Source organism: Paenibacillus sp. MT124 (assembly GCF_058792755.1).
This window is the reverse complement of record NZ_CM179500.1, coordinates 1634173-1652794: the sequence shown is the minus strand read 5'-3', so window position 1 is coordinate 1652794 and position 18622 is coordinate 1634173. Positions and strand designations below refer to the sequence as shown.

At 39.8% G+C, this 18622-nt stretch carries 18 protein-coding genes and 1 pseudogene; all 19 read right to left on the bottom strand.

Features of this window, described 5'->3' with window-relative positions; translation table 11 throughout:
* Positions 1-80: 80 nt before the first annotated feature.
* Entirely contained in the window at positions 81-1169 is a 1089-nt protein-coding gene (locus AC3RCI_RS07610; protein ID WP_492528346.1) for a hypothetical protein, read from the bottom strand.
* A 345-nt stretch (positions 1170-1514) separates the two neighbouring features.
* Positions 1515-2111: a toll/interleukin-1 receptor domain-containing protein gene (locus tag AC3RCI_RS07605; protein ID WP_492528344.1), complete on the bottom strand. Its 597-nt coding sequence runs from the start codon at positions 2109-2111 to the stop codon at positions 1515-1517.
* 673 nt (positions 2112-2784) lie between these two features.
* Entirely contained in the window at positions 2785-3678 is an 894-nt protein-coding gene (locus tag AC3RCI_RS07600; RefSeq protein WP_492528342.1) for a TIR domain-containing protein, read from the bottom strand.
* A gap of 176 nt (positions 3679-3854) precedes the next feature.
* Complete coding sequence (locus AC3RCI_RS07595; protein WP_492529844.1) at positions 3855-4106, bottom strand: tyrosine-type recombinase/integrase; 252 nt, start codon at positions 4104-4106, stop codon at positions 3855-3857.
* Positions 4107-4527: 421 nt separating this feature from the next.
* Positions 4528-6078 carry a hydantoinase/oxoprolinase family protein gene (locus AC3RCI_RS07590; RefSeq protein ID WP_492528340.1) on the bottom strand — a complete coding sequence of 517 codons (1551 nt, stop codon included), beginning with the start codon at positions 6076-6078 and terminating at the stop codon, positions 4528-4530.
* Positions 6071-7174, bottom strand: a complete 1104-nt coding sequence (locus AC3RCI_RS07585) for an S-methyl thiohydantoin desulfurase family protein (RefSeq protein ID WP_492528338.1) — start codon at positions 7172-7174, stop codon at positions 6071-6073. Before AC3RCI_RS07585 ends, AC3RCI_RS07590 begins: the two co-directional genes overlap by 8 nt.
* Positions 7175-8440 (bottom strand): cytosine permease, encoded by a 1266-nt coding sequence (locus AC3RCI_RS07580; protein ID WP_492528336.1) that lies wholly within the window; start codon positions 8438-8440, stop codon positions 7175-7177.
* A 130-nt stretch (positions 8441-8570) separates the two neighbouring features.
* Positions 8571-10100 carry a PucR family transcriptional regulator gene (locus AC3RCI_RS07575; RefSeq protein WP_492528334.1) on the bottom strand — a complete coding sequence of 510 codons (1530 nt, stop codon included), beginning with the start codon at positions 10098-10100 and terminating at the stop codon, positions 8571-8573.
* Between the two features lie 366 nt (positions 10101-10466).
* Positions 10467-11219: a nucleotidyltransferase domain-containing protein gene (locus tag AC3RCI_RS07570; protein ID WP_492528332.1), complete on the bottom strand. Its 753-nt coding sequence runs from the start codon at positions 11217-11219 to the stop codon at positions 10467-10469.
* Positions 11220-11382: 163 nt separating this feature from the next.
* A complete protein-coding gene (locus AC3RCI_RS07565; protein ID WP_492528330.1) occupies positions 11383-12072 on the bottom strand; it encodes a hypothetical protein in 690 nt (229 codons plus the stop codon).
* A 284-nt stretch (positions 12073-12356) separates the two neighbouring features.
* On the bottom strand, positions 12357-12704 hold the full coding sequence (locus AC3RCI_RS07560; RefSeq protein WP_492528328.1) for an NIPSNAP family protein: 348 nt from the start codon (positions 12702-12704) through the stop codon (positions 12357-12359).
* A 160-nt stretch (positions 12705-12864) separates the two neighbouring features.
* Complete coding sequence (locus AC3RCI_RS07555) at positions 12865-13563, bottom strand: HNH endonuclease (protein WP_492528326.1); 699 nt, start codon at positions 13561-13563, stop codon at positions 12865-12867.
* Between the two features lie 198 nt (positions 13564-13761).
* Complete coding sequence (locus tag AC3RCI_RS07550; protein WP_492528324.1) at positions 13762-14790, bottom strand: RES family NAD+ phosphorylase; 1029 nt, start codon at positions 14788-14790, stop codon at positions 13762-13764.
* 227 nt (positions 14791-15017) lie between these two features.
* Complete coding sequence (locus tag AC3RCI_RS07545; RefSeq protein WP_492528322.1) at positions 15018-15722, bottom strand: hypothetical protein; 705 nt, start codon at positions 15720-15722, stop codon at positions 15018-15020.
* 222 nt (positions 15723-15944) lie between these two features.
* Complete coding sequence (locus tag AC3RCI_RS07540) at positions 15945-16478, bottom strand: hypothetical protein (RefSeq protein ID WP_492528320.1); 534 nt, start codon at positions 16476-16478, stop codon at positions 15945-15947.
* Positions 16479-16634: 156 nt separating this feature from the next.
* On the bottom strand, positions 16635-17300 hold the full coding sequence (locus AC3RCI_RS07535) for a hypothetical protein (RefSeq protein ID WP_492528318.1): 666 nt from the start codon (positions 17298-17300) through the stop codon (positions 16635-16637).
* Positions 17301-17334: 34 nt separating this feature from the next.
* Positions 17335-18111, bottom strand: coding sequence for a tyrosine-type recombinase/integrase (locus tag AC3RCI_RS07530; protein ID WP_492529842.1), 777 nt, complete (start codon positions 18109-18111; stop codon positions 17335-17337).
* A gap of 12 nt (positions 18112-18123) precedes the next feature.
* Positions 18124-18207 (bottom strand): annotated as a pseudogene (locus tag AC3RCI_RS07525) (hypothetical protein); the annotation flags it as partial.
* The gene (locus AC3RCI_RS07520) at positions 18204-18584 is read right to left on the bottom strand and encodes a hypothetical protein (protein WP_492528316.1); all 381 of its coding nucleotides are present in this window, start codon (positions 18582-18584) and stop codon (positions 18204-18206) included. The gene AC3RCI_RS07520 and the pseudogene AC3RCI_RS07525, both read right to left, overlap by 4 nt.
* Between the last annotated feature and the right edge of the window lie 38 nt (positions 18585-18622).

Genomic DNA, 18622 nt, shown 5'->3' with positions numbered 1-18622 from the left:
GTCCTTATATCTTTGAAGTCCCTTTGATTTTTCGAATGATTTTCATCATAAATAAAAACGCCGATAAGTAATTCGGCGCTTCATTTTATAAACTCTATATATTCGTTCCAATCCATAACCTTTGTACTAATGCCAAGTCGTCGGTATATGAGTTCAGAGCGAGCTTTTAATTTTTTGTCCATTGTGACAAAAATATCAGTCCCTGCTGCATAGATTATATGTTCAATATCATGCACACTACTTTTTATTGCACGTGTCTTATCATTTTTGTACCCAAGATTATCTAATGCTCGAACAAGCGCATGTATCGCTTGATGAACAAGCAAAAAGTTTTGAGGGCGGCCATTTTCATCGAGCAATTCTTCTAATTGAAATTCTTCGCATACCCCAATAACTGTCTCATGATTAAATACTTTATCAAAGTTTAATTCTCGCAGGTAGGTTTCATCTTTATGTTGGGGATAAAATATATTACGATCATCACTTATGATATCTCGAAAGGCCTCAACATCCGGTGCAAATTCATTTTTCAAGACCCTGCGCATACCGTAATCTGGGTCCTCATAAGCAAGAGTTAACTTGTTATCTCCAAAATGGGATATGAACAGAGATACGGTTATTACGCGAATTGCAGAAAGCATCTTTTGTTCTTGTTCTTCATTATTCATTCGATTAATTTCCTCTAAGTGAGAAGGACTATATACATATTGAACATTAGCATAGCCAGGCTCTAATATTTTTCTTTTTTCTTCCTCTTTATAAAATTTATCCATTACATTATGATCCAAATAGACAAGTTTTTTATTATTTTGTACGTATGGACTCCTATTGAAATCTTCAAAGCTTATCTGAAGGGAGTCCAAATTTTTTAGAATCCTAATAACTCCCTTTAATTTTCTCAATTGCTGCTCCTCTTCTATAACCCATTTTTGTTCTTTCCCATGAAATAAATAGCCATAGACCACCCGTTTGCTATGCATAAACATTAAACAATTTTCACACTCTAGACAAGGATGTTCTATTTCTCCTTGTTCTATTTGCTCCTCAAGATCTAGACACATCGTTTTTAAAATCCAATTATCTCCTGCTTTCCCCTCTCTTATTTGTTCCATGGTTTCAAAGAAAACTTGAACTACTAATCCATAAAAAGAACAACTGTCTTTGTTCATATTTACTCCTTTAAAAACTTTAATTTTATTTAAAATAATAGATAACATCTGATAATTCGATATAAATATACACCTTGTAACCTATATAACGTCACTAGGAATTCGGCTCCTTTCAATTCATTCTCTTTGTAAGGTTTCCTAGTCTTTCAGGTTGCATATAACGTTGTTGTATTCACGAACCCGAGAGGCTTAAGGTCCGTCAGGACCGGGTGGCTCCGCCACATAGCCTCGCAGGGTTGTCTGCTGAATCCGCTTCCCCTAAAAGCCTCTTACAGACCAAGGGCCGTCAGGACTGCAGCGTGAATACAGTGTTATATGATGAGCTAGCCTTTATTGGTTTACTAATTAATTCTCTTTTACTTTTCTTTTGATAAAATCAGCAATATCTTTGGGTGTAAATTTTGAACCGTCTATATAGCCGTTAGTTGGCCTTATACCAGGAATTTCTGTATTATCTAACCTTACTGGCAAGATATATTCTTGTCGTTCATTAAATGCCCTTGCTTGTGCACTCTCCCGTTCATGATTTGTCCATACCTTTTCTTTATAGAATCTCGACAAAAACATTACACAATATTGTGATTTATTACGATATATATCATCTAGATGTGTATATAAATCCTTTCCCCATAATGAAACTGTTTCATAAACATCATAAAACACCTTAATATTTATTTTATTTAATTGATCTGCTACTTCATAAACATAATCTCTATCTTCACCAGCGAAGGATAGAGCTACCTCATAATGGTAGTTTCTTTGTTCATCGTCATCATATCCAACAATTCTTTCATAATTATTAAAATACCTACACTTATCAAATGGTAATATAATATTCGTTGATCTTGATTCATCCCTAATTCTAATTTTATATCTTTCATTTTGTTGTACACCCAAATATAGCTGGGATTTATCTTCTTCAAGTATATGTAGAACTAACATATACTCCTCACAAACTTGCCTCAACCATTCGTCGCCACCGATAATATATGAATTTATATTTAAGGAGAAACTATACCCATTTTCCTCAAACTGATTGTACTTATTAAATATTGGGATTAAATCATTAAACTCATCAGATTCATAGAAAACGAAAAACTCTTTTACGATCTTGTCATTATTAGAAAAAAACTCGCTTATTGATAAGTTGTAATTCTTCAGAATACCCTTTGCGGTGAAAAACCCGCGCTTCTAACAATTTCGTTCTCTAAATTTTCATCTAACAGACTAATTTCATACTCCCAGTATTGTCCTTGATCTTTAAGTATATCTTGGTGATACTCAAGATCTGTAAAAAAAACAATTTTCCGTTATTCCCTTTAACTTGGTTCTTAATTCTTCAGAGTATTCTTTAAATTCTTTTGCTCTCATAATATCACCCTCACATAAATTTTCTTGCTACCCTTTCATATAACGTTTCGTATTCACGAACCCGAGAACCTTAAGGCTCCTTGGGATCCGGCCGCAACTGCGGTTAGGTTCGCAGGGTTGTCCGCCTGATTCTGCTTCCATGTCAAAATCTCCTTAGCGGATTAAGGATCGGCTTCAGCCGATCCGCAGCGTGAATATTATGTTAGCTGATGAGTCTGCTTCTTCGATTCTTCTTAATAATCATTTATTGCATTCCTGCCATAACAAAATGAGTGTTTTTTATTGGGCAATTTTTCTCAAACAACTCAAAAGCTAGTTCAATGATTTCTTCATCAAATTTCTTAAATTGTTTTAAAACTCTTTCTTTCTCGGAATATGATATAAGTACTAGTAATCCATATACGTTTCTCTTAGTCAAAAAATTTCGAGGATTAGGTACTCGTTCAATCAAATCAAAGTATGTAGCTGCTATAGCTTCCCAAATAGTTATTTCTCTTTCGGGGTTTGTATCATGTTTAAAATTGTTAATTGTTGTCTCAAGTGAGATGTCATTATAATCTTTAAACAGACTATGCATGAGTTTAATTCTATTAATCAATTGAAGTGGTAATACTTCATGTCTAACAGGAAACATATTCTCTATTTCACCTATGCTCACATCTATCCATTCACCTTTATCTTCATATAAAGATTCATACACCATTTTTCTTGTGAGGTTTTCAAAGATATCTGGTCTGACTACTTCACATAATTGAAGCGCAATTTCATTTATGTCTGTGCCCATAGAATTTAAAGCAAATTTATCTACCAAAAATGGACTGAAATTAAGTAAGTCATCTTTAGATATTTCATGCCATATAGGTAAAATGACCTTACCATAAGCTATTTCTTTACTAATGAGACTTTTTAGTTCATAGTCTGTCCAACTTTTCTGCATAAATGACTTACTTAATACAACCACTCCAAATGATGAATTAATTAATCCCATATCAATCGACTTAGATAAACTGTCACCCACTTTTAGTGAAAATTCATCATACCAAACATTTACTTTTAGTTTGCTAAGTGCCTGTGCTAAAGGTCTGACAAAAGATTCCTTATCTTCAGAAGCATGCGAAATAAATAAATCATATTTCATTTATCTTTACTCTCCTTTTTATTTAAATATATTTAGACAGGTATTTCAGCTAACATCTAATTTATGTACTTCGTAAGTAAAGCACATTCCTACCATTATCTGAACTACATATATGATAACCCATATTGTTACATTTGCGAAGAAAAAATTGGAATAAAATAGGACGCTTCGAGGACCTAATCTCCCAAATCCAACGCAGTAACATGACCAAGTAGCTCCTGCATGAAGCGAAGGTCTGTCCTGTTTTCTAGCAAAGGAGTGGCAATGGAATGCCTTAATAAATGGATACTAACCTCCTTCACAATTCCTCTGCGTTGTCTAGCTTCTTCAAACAAATTCAGCACGCTACGATCGGTAAGATGGCGCTCGGAGATTGTCCCGGAAGAATAGGTCAGAAACAGGATTGCTTTATGTTTAGGGTTGGTCACGGATTTGAGAAATTGAGGAGCTTCTTTCTCAGACAACACTTGTGGAAGCTTGGTCTACTTTTGGGGACGATTATGCTGATCGTCTCTTCGATTGTAGTACCATCTTTAAATAGGAAACTCTCCTTTGTTTGAGTCAATGTCTTTCTCAGCAATTTTGAAAATAAAGGAAGGCTCCCTTCACCCCAAATAGGGAATAGATGATCTTCTCCAATGCTTTCGGAACATTTACAATTGGACCTGATGGATAACAGTAGACGATTGACCCACTTCGTTGTTTTCTACAACTTAGCTCATAGACCAAGCAATCAAATGCCCCTTCATCTGCTTCGCTGCTCAGGCTTTCCCGCTCATCAACTTGCACCTCATCGATAACAAAAAAGAGCCCCACACAAGTTGTATCAACTCATGTGAAGCTCCTCTTCTACTTCATGTTTCCTACGACTTTCACTCGAAGCCTTGTCGCATTTCCCGGATGATAAGCGAGCGGGGTTTCTTCCACTTCCACGAGCTCAACCGTTGCCGGATCGGCGCCAGCAAGTACCGCCTGTTTCACGGATTTTTCCCGAGCATCTCTTAATGCTGCCTCACGGGGCTCTGTAGAATAGATGTAAATCTGCTCATATTGTCCGCTGATTTGGGCAATACACGCACCAATGGCATTAGCCACGCCCCCGTTCTCAGGCTTAATCATATGGGATACCCCGCGAATGGTGTCCGGAATCACGACACTGCCTCCGCCTACCAACACAAGCTCAACATCACCTGAAGATGTCTTCATTTTATCAATGGTCTGTTCAATGATGGCTGCAATTTCGCCCTGCACCTGTTTAGCAAAGTCTTCATCCAGATGCGCTACCAGGCTCTGATCCCCGACATCTGCAAGACCCAGCCGAACGGCAATGTCCGTTGTCGTGAGCGTATTCCCGCCAAAGACAAGCGCCTCTTGTCCAATCCTGTATCCTACGCTGTCCGGGCCAACTGTAATTTTGCCATTCTCCGAGCGGACGATGCTTCCGCCGCCCAGTCCCACTGAGATAATATCCGGCATGCGGAAATTCGTGCGGATATCGCCCACCTCGACTGCAACCGACGATTCCCTGGGGAAGCCGTCCTGCAAAACGCCGATGTCCGATGTCGTGCCGCCCACGTCGAGAACCATAGTATCTTTGATTTTTGCCAAGTAAGAGGCACCACGTATGCTGTTCGTAGGTCCACAGGCAATGGTCAGGATCGGAAACTGTTTAGCGTAATCTACTGACATTAAGGTACCGTCATTTTGGCATAAAAACACCGCTGCATCCAATATGCCTTCTTCTTCTAAGGCCTGCACAAACCCCTCGGTTGTCGTTTCAATGACCTTGCACAATGCTGCGTTGAGGATGGTCGCATTTTCCCGTTCGATTAAACCAACCGAACCAATCAATGAAGAACAGGAAACAGGAAATTCAGGTCCGTACATTTGATGGATGAGATCGCGAACGTGGAACTCCTGGTCATTTTTAAGAGATGAAAATACACCGATGACCGCTATGGATTCAATACTACCGCGCCACTCCTCCAGAAGAGCTGTGATTTCGCCTTCATCGACTTCTCCAAGCAATTGGCCATCGTATTCGTATCCGCCCTGCACGAGAGCATATTTACCCGACAGCTTCTGAACCATATCCTCAGGCCAGGACGTGTACGGAGCAACGGAAGCCGTTGCCGGGTACCCCAGACGAATGACACCGACTTGGGCCAGCTTTTTTCGTTCAACAATGGCATTGGTGCATTGGGTTGTGCCTAACATGGCATGTGTGATTTGATTTTTATCAATATTCGCCCCCTGCAGCAGCTGCCGGAGCGAGGTTTCAATCCCTGTGTGAATATCCAGGCTGGTTGGGGATTTCACCGCATGGATCAACTGATGCATCTCGTTCAAAATGATGGCATCTGTGTTGGTGCCGCCTACATCGATCCCGATTCTATACATTCTCAGCCACCGCCTTTTTCACCATTTCCTCAAGTGGTACATAATCGTAATCATAACCGAAGTATCTTGGACCTGCCGTCTGAATTCCCTTATCCGTTCTCCACTTTTCATGAGCGGGCAATCCAATAACCCGTACGCGTTTACCGTATTTCAGGCTCTCTGTGGTCACAGGCAACAAGGTTTCGTAATCAACCAGACAGATCAGATCGGGCGTCATCGCTACCACCTGACCGTTCTTTTCAGCAATCAGGTTTTCATTTTGAAAATGAACCTTCATCTCCCCGGCTTTAAACGCCTCAATGCCTTCAAGATGCATGCAGCCGAGATTAAATCCGCCCTTGGTTTCACGGATGACATCCACAATTTTCCCTTGGAATAGCTCATAGCCGGATACCCGTTTCAACAGTTCCTGAAGCTTGTCCTTGGCATCTCGGTTCTTCGATGTAATGATTGCTCCGATCTGTTCAGACAGGGTTACGATATCATGAACGCCGCTCTGCTTGATTTGTGCACCCGTTGCCGGATACAGGCTGACTAAAGAACTGGCCCCCATTTCGACTGTAGCTACCCTGGCGAGCCGTTCTGTCCATTTGTTGTCAATGGTCTCAAAGATGCCAATATTCCCTTTCTCATCCGTTATGGCCATCGGCGTCGCTGGAATGCCGTCCAGGTTAAACGTCACCATCTGAAGCTCCGGGAACGCCCGGCCCATACCGTCACAGTCAATCAGAGGCAACCCCAGCTGTGCCGCAACCACAATAGGAATCATGGAATTGACGCCCCCCGCTTCCATCGGAAACGTACCCGCGATCTTGTCTTTTCCTAAATAATTCGCTAATTTCTGAAAAACCTTCACAAACTCGTCCCCGCGAGGGAATTTCTCCACTAATACGGAAGGCGCCCCCATCATCGCAGCTGGAATGAAAAAGTCCTCATCCCCAATCTCGTCCACGGAATATAGTTTGACTGGTCCAAACTTCTTAATGGCTGAGAGAGCCATCAATTTTCCGATATAAGGGTCTCCCCCTCCACCCGTTCCCAGAAATGCTGCCCCGACGGCAATATGTTCAACAGCTGTTTCATCTAAATATCTCATTTATGATTCCTCCAATATAACAGTCTTCTGAGCAAATAAACGATAGCCGATATAATATATGACAAAAGAAATGACAATTCCGGTCAACGGCTGATTGGGTACCTGCGGCAGGCTGGGGAACAAGGATAACACGACAGGCGTGCAGGCTATGATCGCGCCCACAAGCCATGAGACAACGCCCAACACGTTCACGCCCTCAACCTCTTGCCAGAGTCTCTTATCCCCTTTGCCAAGCACCCAATACGAAGCAATCATCACGCCTGCCACCGGCGGAATCATAGCCGACAAAATGGACATGATCGGAGTAAAATAGTTAAGTATGCCAACGACAGCGAGTACGGTCCCAAGGGTTCCCGCAATGGCGACAGCCCGCTTTTCCTTCTCCTTCGAAACGTTGAACACGTTAATTAAGGCAAAACCACCTGAAATCACATTCACAAGATTCGTTTTCCATGTAGCCAAGATCAAAATCACACCGCCAACAAATGGCGTCATGATGCTCAAAAAGGTTGCTGTGATATCGCTGGCTTGGTAAGCAATCGTCAGGACGGCTCCTGCACCAATCATCAGCAAGCCTGCCGGAACAATCCCGAATAGATCGGCTTTCAGGACATCAGACCGTTTTCTCGAAAATTGCGAGTAATCTCCCGCGATGACTGCCCCTAACGCAAATGAACCTAGAGTTACTGCCAGTCCGTCGGTAAAATTCATAACGGCCGCAGGCTTATAATTTTGGATGATCTGCAGAGAGTCCCCAGTCAATGCTTCGACCAGACCGTACACGCTGATTCCGATCAATAAAGGGACGGCAATATAACTGATCACTCGCAGCACTTTAACGCCGTACATGGCCGAAACAACCATCACGAGACCGCAGATGAGTGATGCCAGCGGTACAGGAATATTTATACCGATCTCGGCAAGCAGATTCGCCAAAGCTTCCCCGCATACATTCGCCTGGATCCCGAACCATCCAAGACACGCAATAGCGAGGATAATGGACAAAATCGTTCGAGACCCTGTTTTGCCAAACACCTGACCTGCGACCTGAACCGTCGGCCTTCCCAAATCCGTGCTTTGAATCCCCTGCAAAATCATGAGCAGCACAATAATGGAGTAACCTACTAACGTCACAAGTAATACCTTCGATACTCCCATGCCAGCAATCAGCGCATTCCCTACCAACAAACTTGGGATGCTGATGACTGCGCCAGCCCAGATGATCCCGAGACTGAACCAGGATTGATGCTCTTTAACGGCCTTCATATGATCCCCCCCAATCCTGTTCGTTCGAATATTGTTTTCTTATTGTAAAAGATGAAGGAGGTCAGCGTCTTTTTCAGAAAACAAAAAAAAATCCGATGTTTTTGTCTTATTGGACAAAACATCGGAACTTTTAGTCATGAATGAGACGGTAGACCATGCAGGCGGTATAAACATCGTACGATTCGGAATTAATGGTCACATCATATCCGATGAGCTCGCAAATTTTTTTAATGCGATATTTAACCGTATTTTTGTGGACGAACAACAGCTTGCTGCAATCATCCATATTCCCCTTCGCATCCAGCAGAAAAGTCATCAGGGTTTTCAACGCATCCGGGTCGTCCATAATTGGTTCCATGACGGACAAGCATTCTTCAGTGATTTCTTCCCCTTGCTTACTGAGGTCTATGGCTCGTTTCATAGAACGAACTTCAGCCGCGGTGTATAGTTTGCGGTGATGATAAATGCGGTGAACCTCTTTAGAGACCCCGTTAACGAGCTGATACATTCGGCGTACGTCCTGTGTGTTACGCATTCTCGGAGAATAAACGATGCTTGATATGTCAGCAATGAGACTCGTCGTTTCGATATATTCAGCTGCGATTTCATACTCATTGTATTTAGAGGAACAATTCCCTAGCAACACAACAACGCAGTGATCGATCGTTTGAATGACCGCGGTTTTATAATATTGCAGGAGATGCGCTTTTAAGTCTTCCCTTACCCTTCTTTCCTCCGACAAATCCCGAATGTACACGAGCCACATCATTTGAATCCCGGAAACGTCAATATGGAGCAAACTGGCCAATCTGCGCATTTTTTCGCTTTCGTCATTCACGATGGCTTTGACCAAAGCGTACTCGCTGACCTCGTTATGCTTATCTCCCCACAAATTGATGGCCACCTGCACCACTTCGCTGATTTGATCCATCGTCTTCGGAGGCAGCTTCGTATTCTCTTTAATGAGAAACAGGTAAAGGACCTCCCCGTTTTTTTGATGAACACGTTTGTATTCAACAAAGCAGGACGAATCCAGCTCATCTTCTCCCATTCTGCCGTTCAAAATAGAAGGCGCCATGGACCGGATCAGACTCGTCACATCAAGCGATGAATTGCGCGGCCACATGACACGATTGATGATATCCAGGTTGCTATTTGTCAGAACGATGTTCGCTTTCATGCGGTCCGATAGCAGTTTAAGGGTAATTTCCACGCTCCGCAAATGTTCCGGCAGCAGCGAGACCTTTTCCAATGATTCATTCACGAAATGCTCATTCACCTTCTGATTGCTTACGATTGCCTCCATGGCTTCATAAATGACTTCATTATACCTAAGCGAGTAATCGTTTCTCGGCATGCAAATGATAATAAAATTCAGCGATTCTGCCAGCTCAAGCACTTCATCGGCGATATCCGGCAATACAATGCCAACATAGTATAAAATCAATCCCATTTCACCAAGGTCATGCAAGTATTGAACCGTTTTACATTGCTGCTCCACGCTGTCCTTAATGGAATAAAAAGAGCTGATGACCAGCTCTTCAGCATACCATTCTTCTTGAACGGTTTGAATAATTTGCGAGAAGAAATTGACATCCGCCACTTCTAACACAGATAAAGAGGAAACAGTCTGATGAAGCCTGCTTGTTCCTGTGACCACCTGAGCTCCTCTAAATGAAGGAAGCTGCAGTAAATCTTTAACGGTTACCCCAATTCAACCACCACTTTTTTGTTCGATTCATGCTGCTCCTATTGTTCAATCTGTACCTTAATTTATATCTATAAATAGATCATTTCATCCAGAAGGAGCTTCTCTTCGTAAGAGCTTGTTAAATCCAGGCTATGATGCGCGGCATATCGAAGCAGCCTAAGATAGCTTTCATTATATATTAGTATAACCCTGGCTATGAGAAGTAACCAAGTAAGTTCCTTGGCCAACTATGAAATATATTGCATACTCGGCTTAGTCCACTAAGATGCTGAATCGGGTATCGAGCCGTACTGACATCGCAATTTTTAAACTGCTTTATGATTTTCTCATTGCATTTAAAGCGTTCTCAAAATAGCTATATACTTCATCTGCAATTCCCAGAAACTCTTCAACAAGTACATCACTATCCAAGTAACAAGCATACAGATACTCAACTAAAGCGGAGTCAATCTCGCAATACTTTATTATGGCATTCTTCATCTCAACAATGTCATCTTGCCATACACCTGTATCTACTATAACCAAAGAGTATAATGCACGAATTAATCTCTTCGAATACCCTTTAATATATCTAGTTTTCAGCGTGTCATCACTAGCAGTAGAAAGTGAACGACGTATACGATCTACTTCTTCCTTGGTCTCTATATTTAAGTCTAGAATAAACTCTGGAGAAATAATGATCGGTGGTACTTTTTCACCAATGTCATCACCATATAGGCAAACACAAATGATCTTAACCCAAAAACCCCACTCATTCGGTTTACTTAATACATCGTCAATCGAGCAAATGATCGTATCAATCTTAGTGACTATTGGGTATTCTTTCAAAAGCCTGTCTTTAATATTTGTCAATCTTTCGTAATCAATATCTCCGGGATTTACACAGACAATAGTAAAGTCCGCATCTGACTTAAAAGGTGTAGCAGTTCCTTTGGGAATTGAGCCACACATATAAATGCTATGAATCTTACCTTTAAATTCGGTAAGGATCTGATCTATATACTTATCAACCAAATCCTTATATTCACTTTGTATTTCAATTCTATCTATAACTTTTTCTAGTATCATATAGACTCCTCCTAAATTAAGAATTTCTTTCGGATAACGTTTCTGTATTCATGATCCACGTATGCTGGGTGTGCGGCGAATGCCGTACCGAGGGCGTATGACCGATGCGTGAACATTGTGTTATCTGAAAGTAACTTTCTTCTCGATTAATCCCACATATCTATTATTTCGCTTTTAGCACCTTATATTTAGGGTCTGTTGGTTGTCTAACAGGAATTGAATATCCAAATGGCTCACTCAAAAAAGCATTTTGTAGTTCGATTATAAAATCATGTACGTGGCTTAAAAAGTCAAAAATATACTCGTTAAATTCTTTCGTTTTATCCTCAAAATCTATCAGTTCTTCTTCTGAAAGCATTATCCCGTTTAAATATCTTGAATAATAAATCCTACCTAAATACTCACTATACCTACCTATCACTTCTCTTATTTCACTTAGCTGTTCTAAATATATGTTCTTCATTCCTACAAATTTATTAAGTACAACTTCTCTCGATTCAAAAAAATATGTGAATTCAAGAATTGACTTAGAGGATTTATCCCACAATTTTAAAACTTGCTCATTTGGCTTTTCCCAACGACTATTATGAATTTCAAAACTCACTGCGTATTTTGTTCGCAAATCACCAGGCAATAGAATTAAATATAAATTCAATTCTCCAAGTGAGTCTCTTGATTTTGCAAGTAAATTTATGGCTTCATCAGCAGTTTTAATTTGTATTTCACGAACAAACTTTTGTTTATCTAATTCAAGATTTCTTCTATGCTGTTTATTTAAATTAGTTATAGCTATCCACCAACCAACAATTGCTATTAAGGCAGATAAAGACCACCCGATAATACTCGGCCACATATAATTCAATCCTCTTTATGTTTTATAGTTATTTCAGATAACGTTACTGTATTCACGACGTCGCACAGACTTAAAGCCACGAAGTGGCTTTAAGTCTGTGCGGATGTGTCCGGCCAATGCTTCCCCGGAATCTCTATGCCGGACCGAGGGGGGCTTGTTCCCCGGTGCGTGAACATAATGTTATCGGATGCATCCGACTTCTCGAATAACTCTCAAGTGCTTATTTTCTACACAATTGTCTCTAATATATAATTTCTATTGTTTTATACTATTGTCCTAAAATGTCAGTTTTCCTCAGACAGAGTAGTGATTAATTCTTCGTTTCTTACTTCACAAAGATATTCCTTGTAAACATGATCTCTACCGCCATATCGTTCATACCAATCAATTATCTTCTTATTATGTTCTTTATCACTTCTAACATTGTGCTCTATTTCTTCATATTTTTCATAGCTATCATATTCCCAGATAGCAAATATCTCAGTTGTTTTCTCTGAATGTGGAACCATCCACCTACCAATAAGTCGAGCTCCGTTCTTTAACTGATTAGGTAAGTTGGTTTCATTGAAATGCTGGTTAAAGATCTCTACAAAATCGTTGCTAACGATATAAAACTTTCTTCGATAAAACATAGCAGAGCCTCCTTGAGTATATACGTATTTCGATTTGTTCTTACACATTACGGATGTTTCCGATAACGTTCCTGTATTCACGACCCAGCGCAAGCTGGGTGTCCGGCGAATGTCGGAGCCAGGGTGTATGCCCGCAGCGTGAATATTATGTTAGGCGAATTTAATCGGCTTCTAGTGGATATACTTCAATATGTTTGTGACTAGATTCTTTTTTTAATTTTTTTATCATTTCTTTTTCGTCACTATATATTTCAAATTCCTGAGGCACTTCATTTCTCTGAAACTTGTTATTCTCTACACCAATAAGGGGCATATGGATTTTAGTAAAGTACTGCATTAAAAAACCAAGTGCAAAGTCTTTTTGCAGCTCGAACATATCGTGATCATAACCACCTAAATCATTCCTATGTCCCTCAATATCTAAATATAGGTATCTCTTTTGATTTGGGAATTGTCTTTGAGCATTTTGTAACAATTTCACGAGTATAGTTGACGTTATTTCGAAGCCTTCGTGGTCATAAACTACATGGTATAGTGCAATTGCTTTGTTTTTAAGCATATTTATATTGTTCGGATTTTCAGTAATCGGATCTAAAATATTAATTTCTCCATTGACCCTCCTCTCCATCAAATCAAACCAGTGGTCTCGCATTTCTCTTATTTGTTTGCGTTTTTCTGGGTTTCCTCCGTATAAGTCGTGACAAGAAGCGCATAAAGGTGCGGCATTATCAATAGTATCACTCCCACCGTCAGCTTGTGGAACTATGTGATGAATTTCTACAAAAGCCTTTTGACAAATAACGCAACGAAAGCATGCTTTCTTTTTTGCTTCTAATTTTACCTTCTCTGAGAAAGCCACGATTATTCCCTCTTTCGATTAATTTCGCCTAACGTTTCCGCATTCCTGACGTTCAAGCGGCTTAAGTAACCATATGGAATGGGTCGTCAGACTTAGCCGGTTGAATGTGTCGCCTGAGTCCACTTCTCAGATGTTCCTCTTGGCGACCAAGAAGCCTTAGCGACGCTACAGGAATGCATTGTTATGCGGAGCAATTCTCTACTGTGAATTTGCTGAATTAAGAGTCTCCCTTAATTTTTGTATTAGCACTTCACTTTTAGTGTTACTTTCATTGAATATAAATACTTCATCAACTTCGATATTTCTTATATACTCTTCGTAATTAATTATTGCAAGGTTCATACCTTCTTCAAAGCGCACACTCGGATATCTAATGGCATGAAATCCAGCTGCTTTAGCACAATCAGCAACAAATCTCGTAAATACATAATGAGGTTTATGCCATCCTTCGCCTTCACTAGGGGAACTCATTAATGATGACCATCTTATTAAGTTAATTATGTTTGACTCAATAGATTGCATTGTTAAGTCCAAAATTTTGATGGGTTCTTTTATTTTGATCTTTGCAATCATTACACCCTTTTTTGGTGATCGTAGTTCATGAAAGCATGTTTCTGGTTCCTCGGAAAGGTATAATACTTGTTTTCCAGCATGGTTATATCTTCCCTCACCAACTTTCTCTTTAGGAGGAGCCAGAAAGTCCATAGCTGTATAAACAGTTTCATCATTAATTATCCGCGCTCTATAGACTGTATCAGAAGAAAATTTTGGTTCAGTTATTAGAGATACTTTAGATATCTCTTGAAATACCTCAAGTGCAAAAACATGTGATAAAAGTAAAAAAGGTGTCTCATAAGCTATTTTTGCAATTTCCTCTATGAGTTGCTCAAATCCATGTGGAACACCAAATGGCATATTGTAGGGATAGATAAATCCATTTAATTCATGGTTACACCGAGGACAGACCAACTCAGAAGAAAATTTGTTGAATTCTTCCTCAGATATTAAATCAGAAAATCGCATCATTGAATATAATGATGAAATTCGTACTGAATATCTTTGAAAATCAATATCGTTAATATAGACACCCGGCCAATACTTTATAAATTCGTTTACACAATTTTCACAGCATATAATATCAGCTGAGAAAATTGAATCAAACTCTTCTGAGAAAACTAAATGAAACAATTGGAGTTTTTCTTGTAGTGTTATTTCATCTTCGCTCAAATCAATCACCTTTTAGTTTTAGAATTATTTCGTATAACGTTCCTGTATTCACGAACCCGAAAGGCTTAAGGCACCACGTAAGTGCCGGGTCGAAGACTTAGCCTTGCAGGGTTGTCAGCTTGACTCACTTCTTTGTATTAACTTCTGGATGATCTAGAGCCAAACGGCCCGCAGCGTGAATATTTTGTTATCCGAAGTATTCGACTTCTCGATTAATCTACAGAACTTTATTTCTTATTAGCTCTAATAACTAACAGAGCTTCTCTCAAATTATCTGCAACATCTCTTCTATTAAGCAATTCATAACTATCTCTATCTAAAAGCAACTCATAATCTAATGCGCCACAAAGCATATTAATTCGCCCATAGCCGGGGGCCATTGGAATAGCGTTGCTCTTGCCCGGTGCCGCGTGTTTTGCCATATTCATTCTATATAATTCAACCAACCGATATACTTGTTCTAATTGAACCCAGCAATATTCAACTTCATCCCTAAAAGACTGTTCATCTCGATATTTCTCCAATTGTCTCCTTCGAGCATGTGATGTTATATTCATATCATCTTCATTATCAGCAAGTGATTTTAGTTTTAAATCTATCCCACCGTTTTTGAAAAGTTTAGAAAAATCATACTTTCGTTCCCGCCACATACGTAGAACTTCATATAATGCGAAAATCCACATTTGAGAAAATGCTCCTACAGTCATTGCTTCATAAGATGGTGTTCTCTCTTTCTCAAAATACGTTTTTAATAAGTCAGACTCGAATTGAGTAATGTTAGGGTCAATAATACCAATATTCATTGCCTGCATTCCAAGAAATAAATCATCTCTATAGAATGGGAGAGACCTAAGATCATTTGCTATTATTGAAAAGTCAATATCGTCAATTGGCAAATAATCTCCACCATGCCTTATAATTACTTCTTTCATTAAAAAAACCTCCTTTATGCTTTATCTTGTCTATTTTAGATTTATTTCGGATAACGTTCCCTTATTCACGGCACGAGCCGGCCTTAGATAGCTCATATCTTAGGTCGGCTCGTATGTCTTCCGAGTTATCTTCCATGATTATACATCGGACTATCAAGGGGTTTAAGCCCCGCAGCGTGAATATTATGATAAGTGAAGTTACGGGCCTCTTTGAGATTCTAACTAGGTACTTATCAGTTTTATATATGTTCTTGCTGCAATTGGTAAAACGTCTTCTGATTCTGGTTCTATATGTTCTTCGTCAGTCTCATTCTCAATAATTTCTAATCCGTTAAAACAAGCATTTTCTTTATACCAATCAATCAGTTCAGGCAAAGAGCTATTTTCTTTCAGATCCTTACCTCCATAATAAGAAACCAATGTCATTGTGAATCCCGGTACTAAGGCATCCGCTTTCAAATAGAATATAAAGTCCTTACCCTTATAATGTTTTTTGAGATATCGCACGATTTCTTCCTCAAGATACGAAAAAGCTTCGATTAATTTCTCCGATGATATTCGATCATTCTTAATCAATCTGTTGAATCCATGTATGTATAAGTAGTTATAATTAGCTTCATTTTGAGTTAGCTCAGGATCATTAGAAAATAAGAAATGGGGAGAGGTAGTTATCGAATGGATCTCTTTATATGCCTTCTGGGCATACTTCTTTAAATAATCTAGGATCAAGAGCTCACTCCTCTTTAGTAATTTCACTTAACGTTCTCGTATTCACGACGCTTGACGAAGTCGAGTGTGTCTGGCTGCCACTGCTTCCCTGCCAACTACATCTGCCGGACCGAGGGGCGAATGCCCCGATGCGTAAATATGTTGTTAAGTGATGCCAACGACTTCCTCGAATTACTTATGGGTCTAACGTGAAGCAGTCATATACAAATTATATAAATTAGTACATTGGTCAAAACATTCCAGATATAAAATTCTGATTCCATCATTAGAGCATAACTTTAGATAACTTTCTGAATTTATGATCTCTTTGATGGGTAACATCTCAAGATAATATTCCGGGCTATTCTCCTTCATTAAGATATCTTTATATCTACTAAGTACCTTTACATAAACAGTATCAATAAGTCGATATTGACACTTACTGAGCTCCATCAGGAAGAATTTCTGTATTTCTCTCGCCAAAAACGAACCATTATTATAGGGAGGAGTACCGAAAAAGCAATTACTTACAGGAGACCTATACCAGTACTGACCTTTGTGCCAATGCTTTGTAACAATAAAAGAGTGCCACTTTCGAATTTCTTCATAACGAGATCCTAACACTTGATAGTGGCTTGAATACAGTCGCTCAGTGGAGTGTGATAGCAAGTAATTGATTATTTCTTCATTAGTATTTAATTGTGTGACCTTGGTTATCGAACACCAGCAAATATAGTTATTATCTATTTTTCCCAATAGGCATACTTCTTCACCAGGGCTAACATATATCTCAAAATAAAAGTCTTTATTGCTAATATCATAATTCGGCTTAACACTATTCTTTGTTGTAATAAGGTTGTATTCAATCATTATAATGACTCCTTTATCAGAGTTTTCGCTGGTTTCACATAACATCTAATTTATGTACTTCGTGAATACCACACATCCTGTACGTTATCCGAACTACGTATATGATAACCCAAAATGTTACATTTGCGTAGAAAAGTTTGGAGATAAAGGGAGACTTAGAGTAGCCCTCAATCCCCCAAATCATCCGATCCAGCGGGCTTTGAATACGCTGGATATTTTTCGTACTTACATGCGTATATCGCTGAGTTGTGCGTGCACTCGTATGACCAAGTAGCTCCTGAATGTAGCGCAGGTCTGTCCCGTTTTCCAACAAATGAGTGGCAAAAGAATGCCTCAGTGCATGAATACTTACCTTTTTCTCAATACCTGCACGTCGTCTTGCTTCTTCAAAAACCTTCTGCACGCTCCGCTCGGTAAGATGTCGATCAGAAGATTGCCCCGGAAACAGCCAACGATTAGGTCTATATTCAGCTATGTATTTCTGCACGATATCCCAGGCAAGATTTGAAAGAAGCGTCCTCCGATCCTTGTGCCCCTTCCCCTGTCTCACGATGATTGTTTTCCTTTCAATATCCAGATCACTGCAACGCAGATGCACAACTTCACCTACACGAAGCCCGGAAGAATAGGTCAGAAACAATACGGCCTTATGTTTAGGGTTGGTTACGGATTTGAGTAATTGAGCAACTTCCTTTTCGGACAGCACTTGTGGAAGCTTGATCTGCTTTTTGGGACGAATATACTGGATATCCGTAGGGTGAAGGAGCACCTGTTTGCAATTGAAGCAAAGCGCGCTAATCGTCTGATTCATACTTGAATGGGAGAACCCTCGCTCAAGCAAACCTAAACAATACGTCTGAACATTGGATGTAGTCACATTCGTACTTTTAAGTGGAAAGCTACTCAGAAAACGTTCAACCTGATTACAATACGCTTTAATCGTTTGCGGCTGTATCCTCGTAACTTTAGCGCCTTGTCCAACTGTTCTTTGCTCCATGACTTGTTGTTTCCTCTACTAGCTTTCCATTGCTGTAGATCTTCGTTCTCAACCCATAACTCCGGGGTAATCTGAACATCATTTGGATCGAACTGAGTTATGAACTCCTGAACAGCAGCGACAGTGTAGGGGATGATCCATACTTTAAGTTTGGATTCCCACTGTCTACCCGTAATCTGGCGAATACGCTGAATATATGCTGGGTTGTATGGGATGCGAATGTGCAGTGAGTCTATGGAGCCTTTCGTTATAGTAATCTTCTCTTCATATTTAGCATGTTCACTCATCGGAAACTCTCCCTTATTTGCATAGTTATGTTTTCCTC

Excerpts from the sequence above, each read along its gene's own strand:
- AC3RCI_RS07610 (WP_492528346.1), bottom strand. The coding sequence starts at position 1,169 with ATGAACAAAGACAGTTGTTCTTTTTATGGATTAGTAGTTCAAGTTTTC.
- AC3RCI_RS07605 (WP_492528344.1), bottom strand. The coding sequence starts at position 2,111 with ATGTTAGTTCTACATATACTTGAAGAAGATAAATCCCAGCTATATTTG.
- AC3RCI_RS07600 (WP_492528342.1), bottom strand. The coding sequence starts at position 3,678 with ATGAAATATGATTTATTTATTTCGCATGCTTCTGAAGATAAGGAATCT.
- AC3RCI_RS07590 (WP_492528340.1), bottom strand. The coding sequence starts at position 6,078 with ATGTATAGAATCGGGATCGATGTAGGCGGCACCAACACAGATGCCATC.
- AC3RCI_RS07585 (WP_492528338.1), bottom strand. The coding sequence starts at position 7,174 with ATGAGATATTTAGATGAAACAGCTGTTGAACATATTGCCGTCGGGGCA.
- AC3RCI_RS07580 (WP_492528336.1), bottom strand. The coding sequence starts at position 8,440 with ATGAAGGCCGTTAAAGAGCATCAATCCTGGTTCAGTCTCGGGATCATC.
- AC3RCI_RS07570 (WP_492528332.1), bottom strand. The coding sequence starts at position 11,219 with ATGATACTAGAAAAAGTTATAGATAGAATTGAAATACAAAGTGAATAT.
- AC3RCI_RS07565 (WP_492528330.1), bottom strand. The coding sequence starts at position 12,072 with ATGTGGCCGAGTATTATCGGGTGGTCTTTATCTGCCTTAATAGCAATT.
- AC3RCI_RS07560 (WP_492528328.1), bottom strand. The coding sequence starts at position 12,704 with ATGTTTTATCGAAGAAAGTTTTATATCGTTAGCAACGATTTTGTAGAG.
- AC3RCI_RS07545 (WP_492528322.1), bottom strand. The coding sequence starts at position 15,722 with ATGAAAGAAGTAATTATAAGGCATGGTGGAGATTATTTGCCAATTGAC.
- AC3RCI_RS07535 (WP_492528318.1), bottom strand. The coding sequence starts at position 17,300 with ATGATTGAATACAACCTTATTACAACAAAGAATAGTGTTAAGCCGAAT.
- AC3RCI_RS07530 (WP_492529842.1), bottom strand. The coding sequence starts at position 18,111 with ATGAATCAGACGATTAGCGCGCTTTGCTTCAATTGCAAACAGGTGCTC.
- AC3RCI_RS07520 (WP_492528316.1), bottom strand. The coding sequence starts at position 18,584 with ATGAGTGAACATGCTAAATATGAAGAGAAGATTACTATAACGAAAGGC.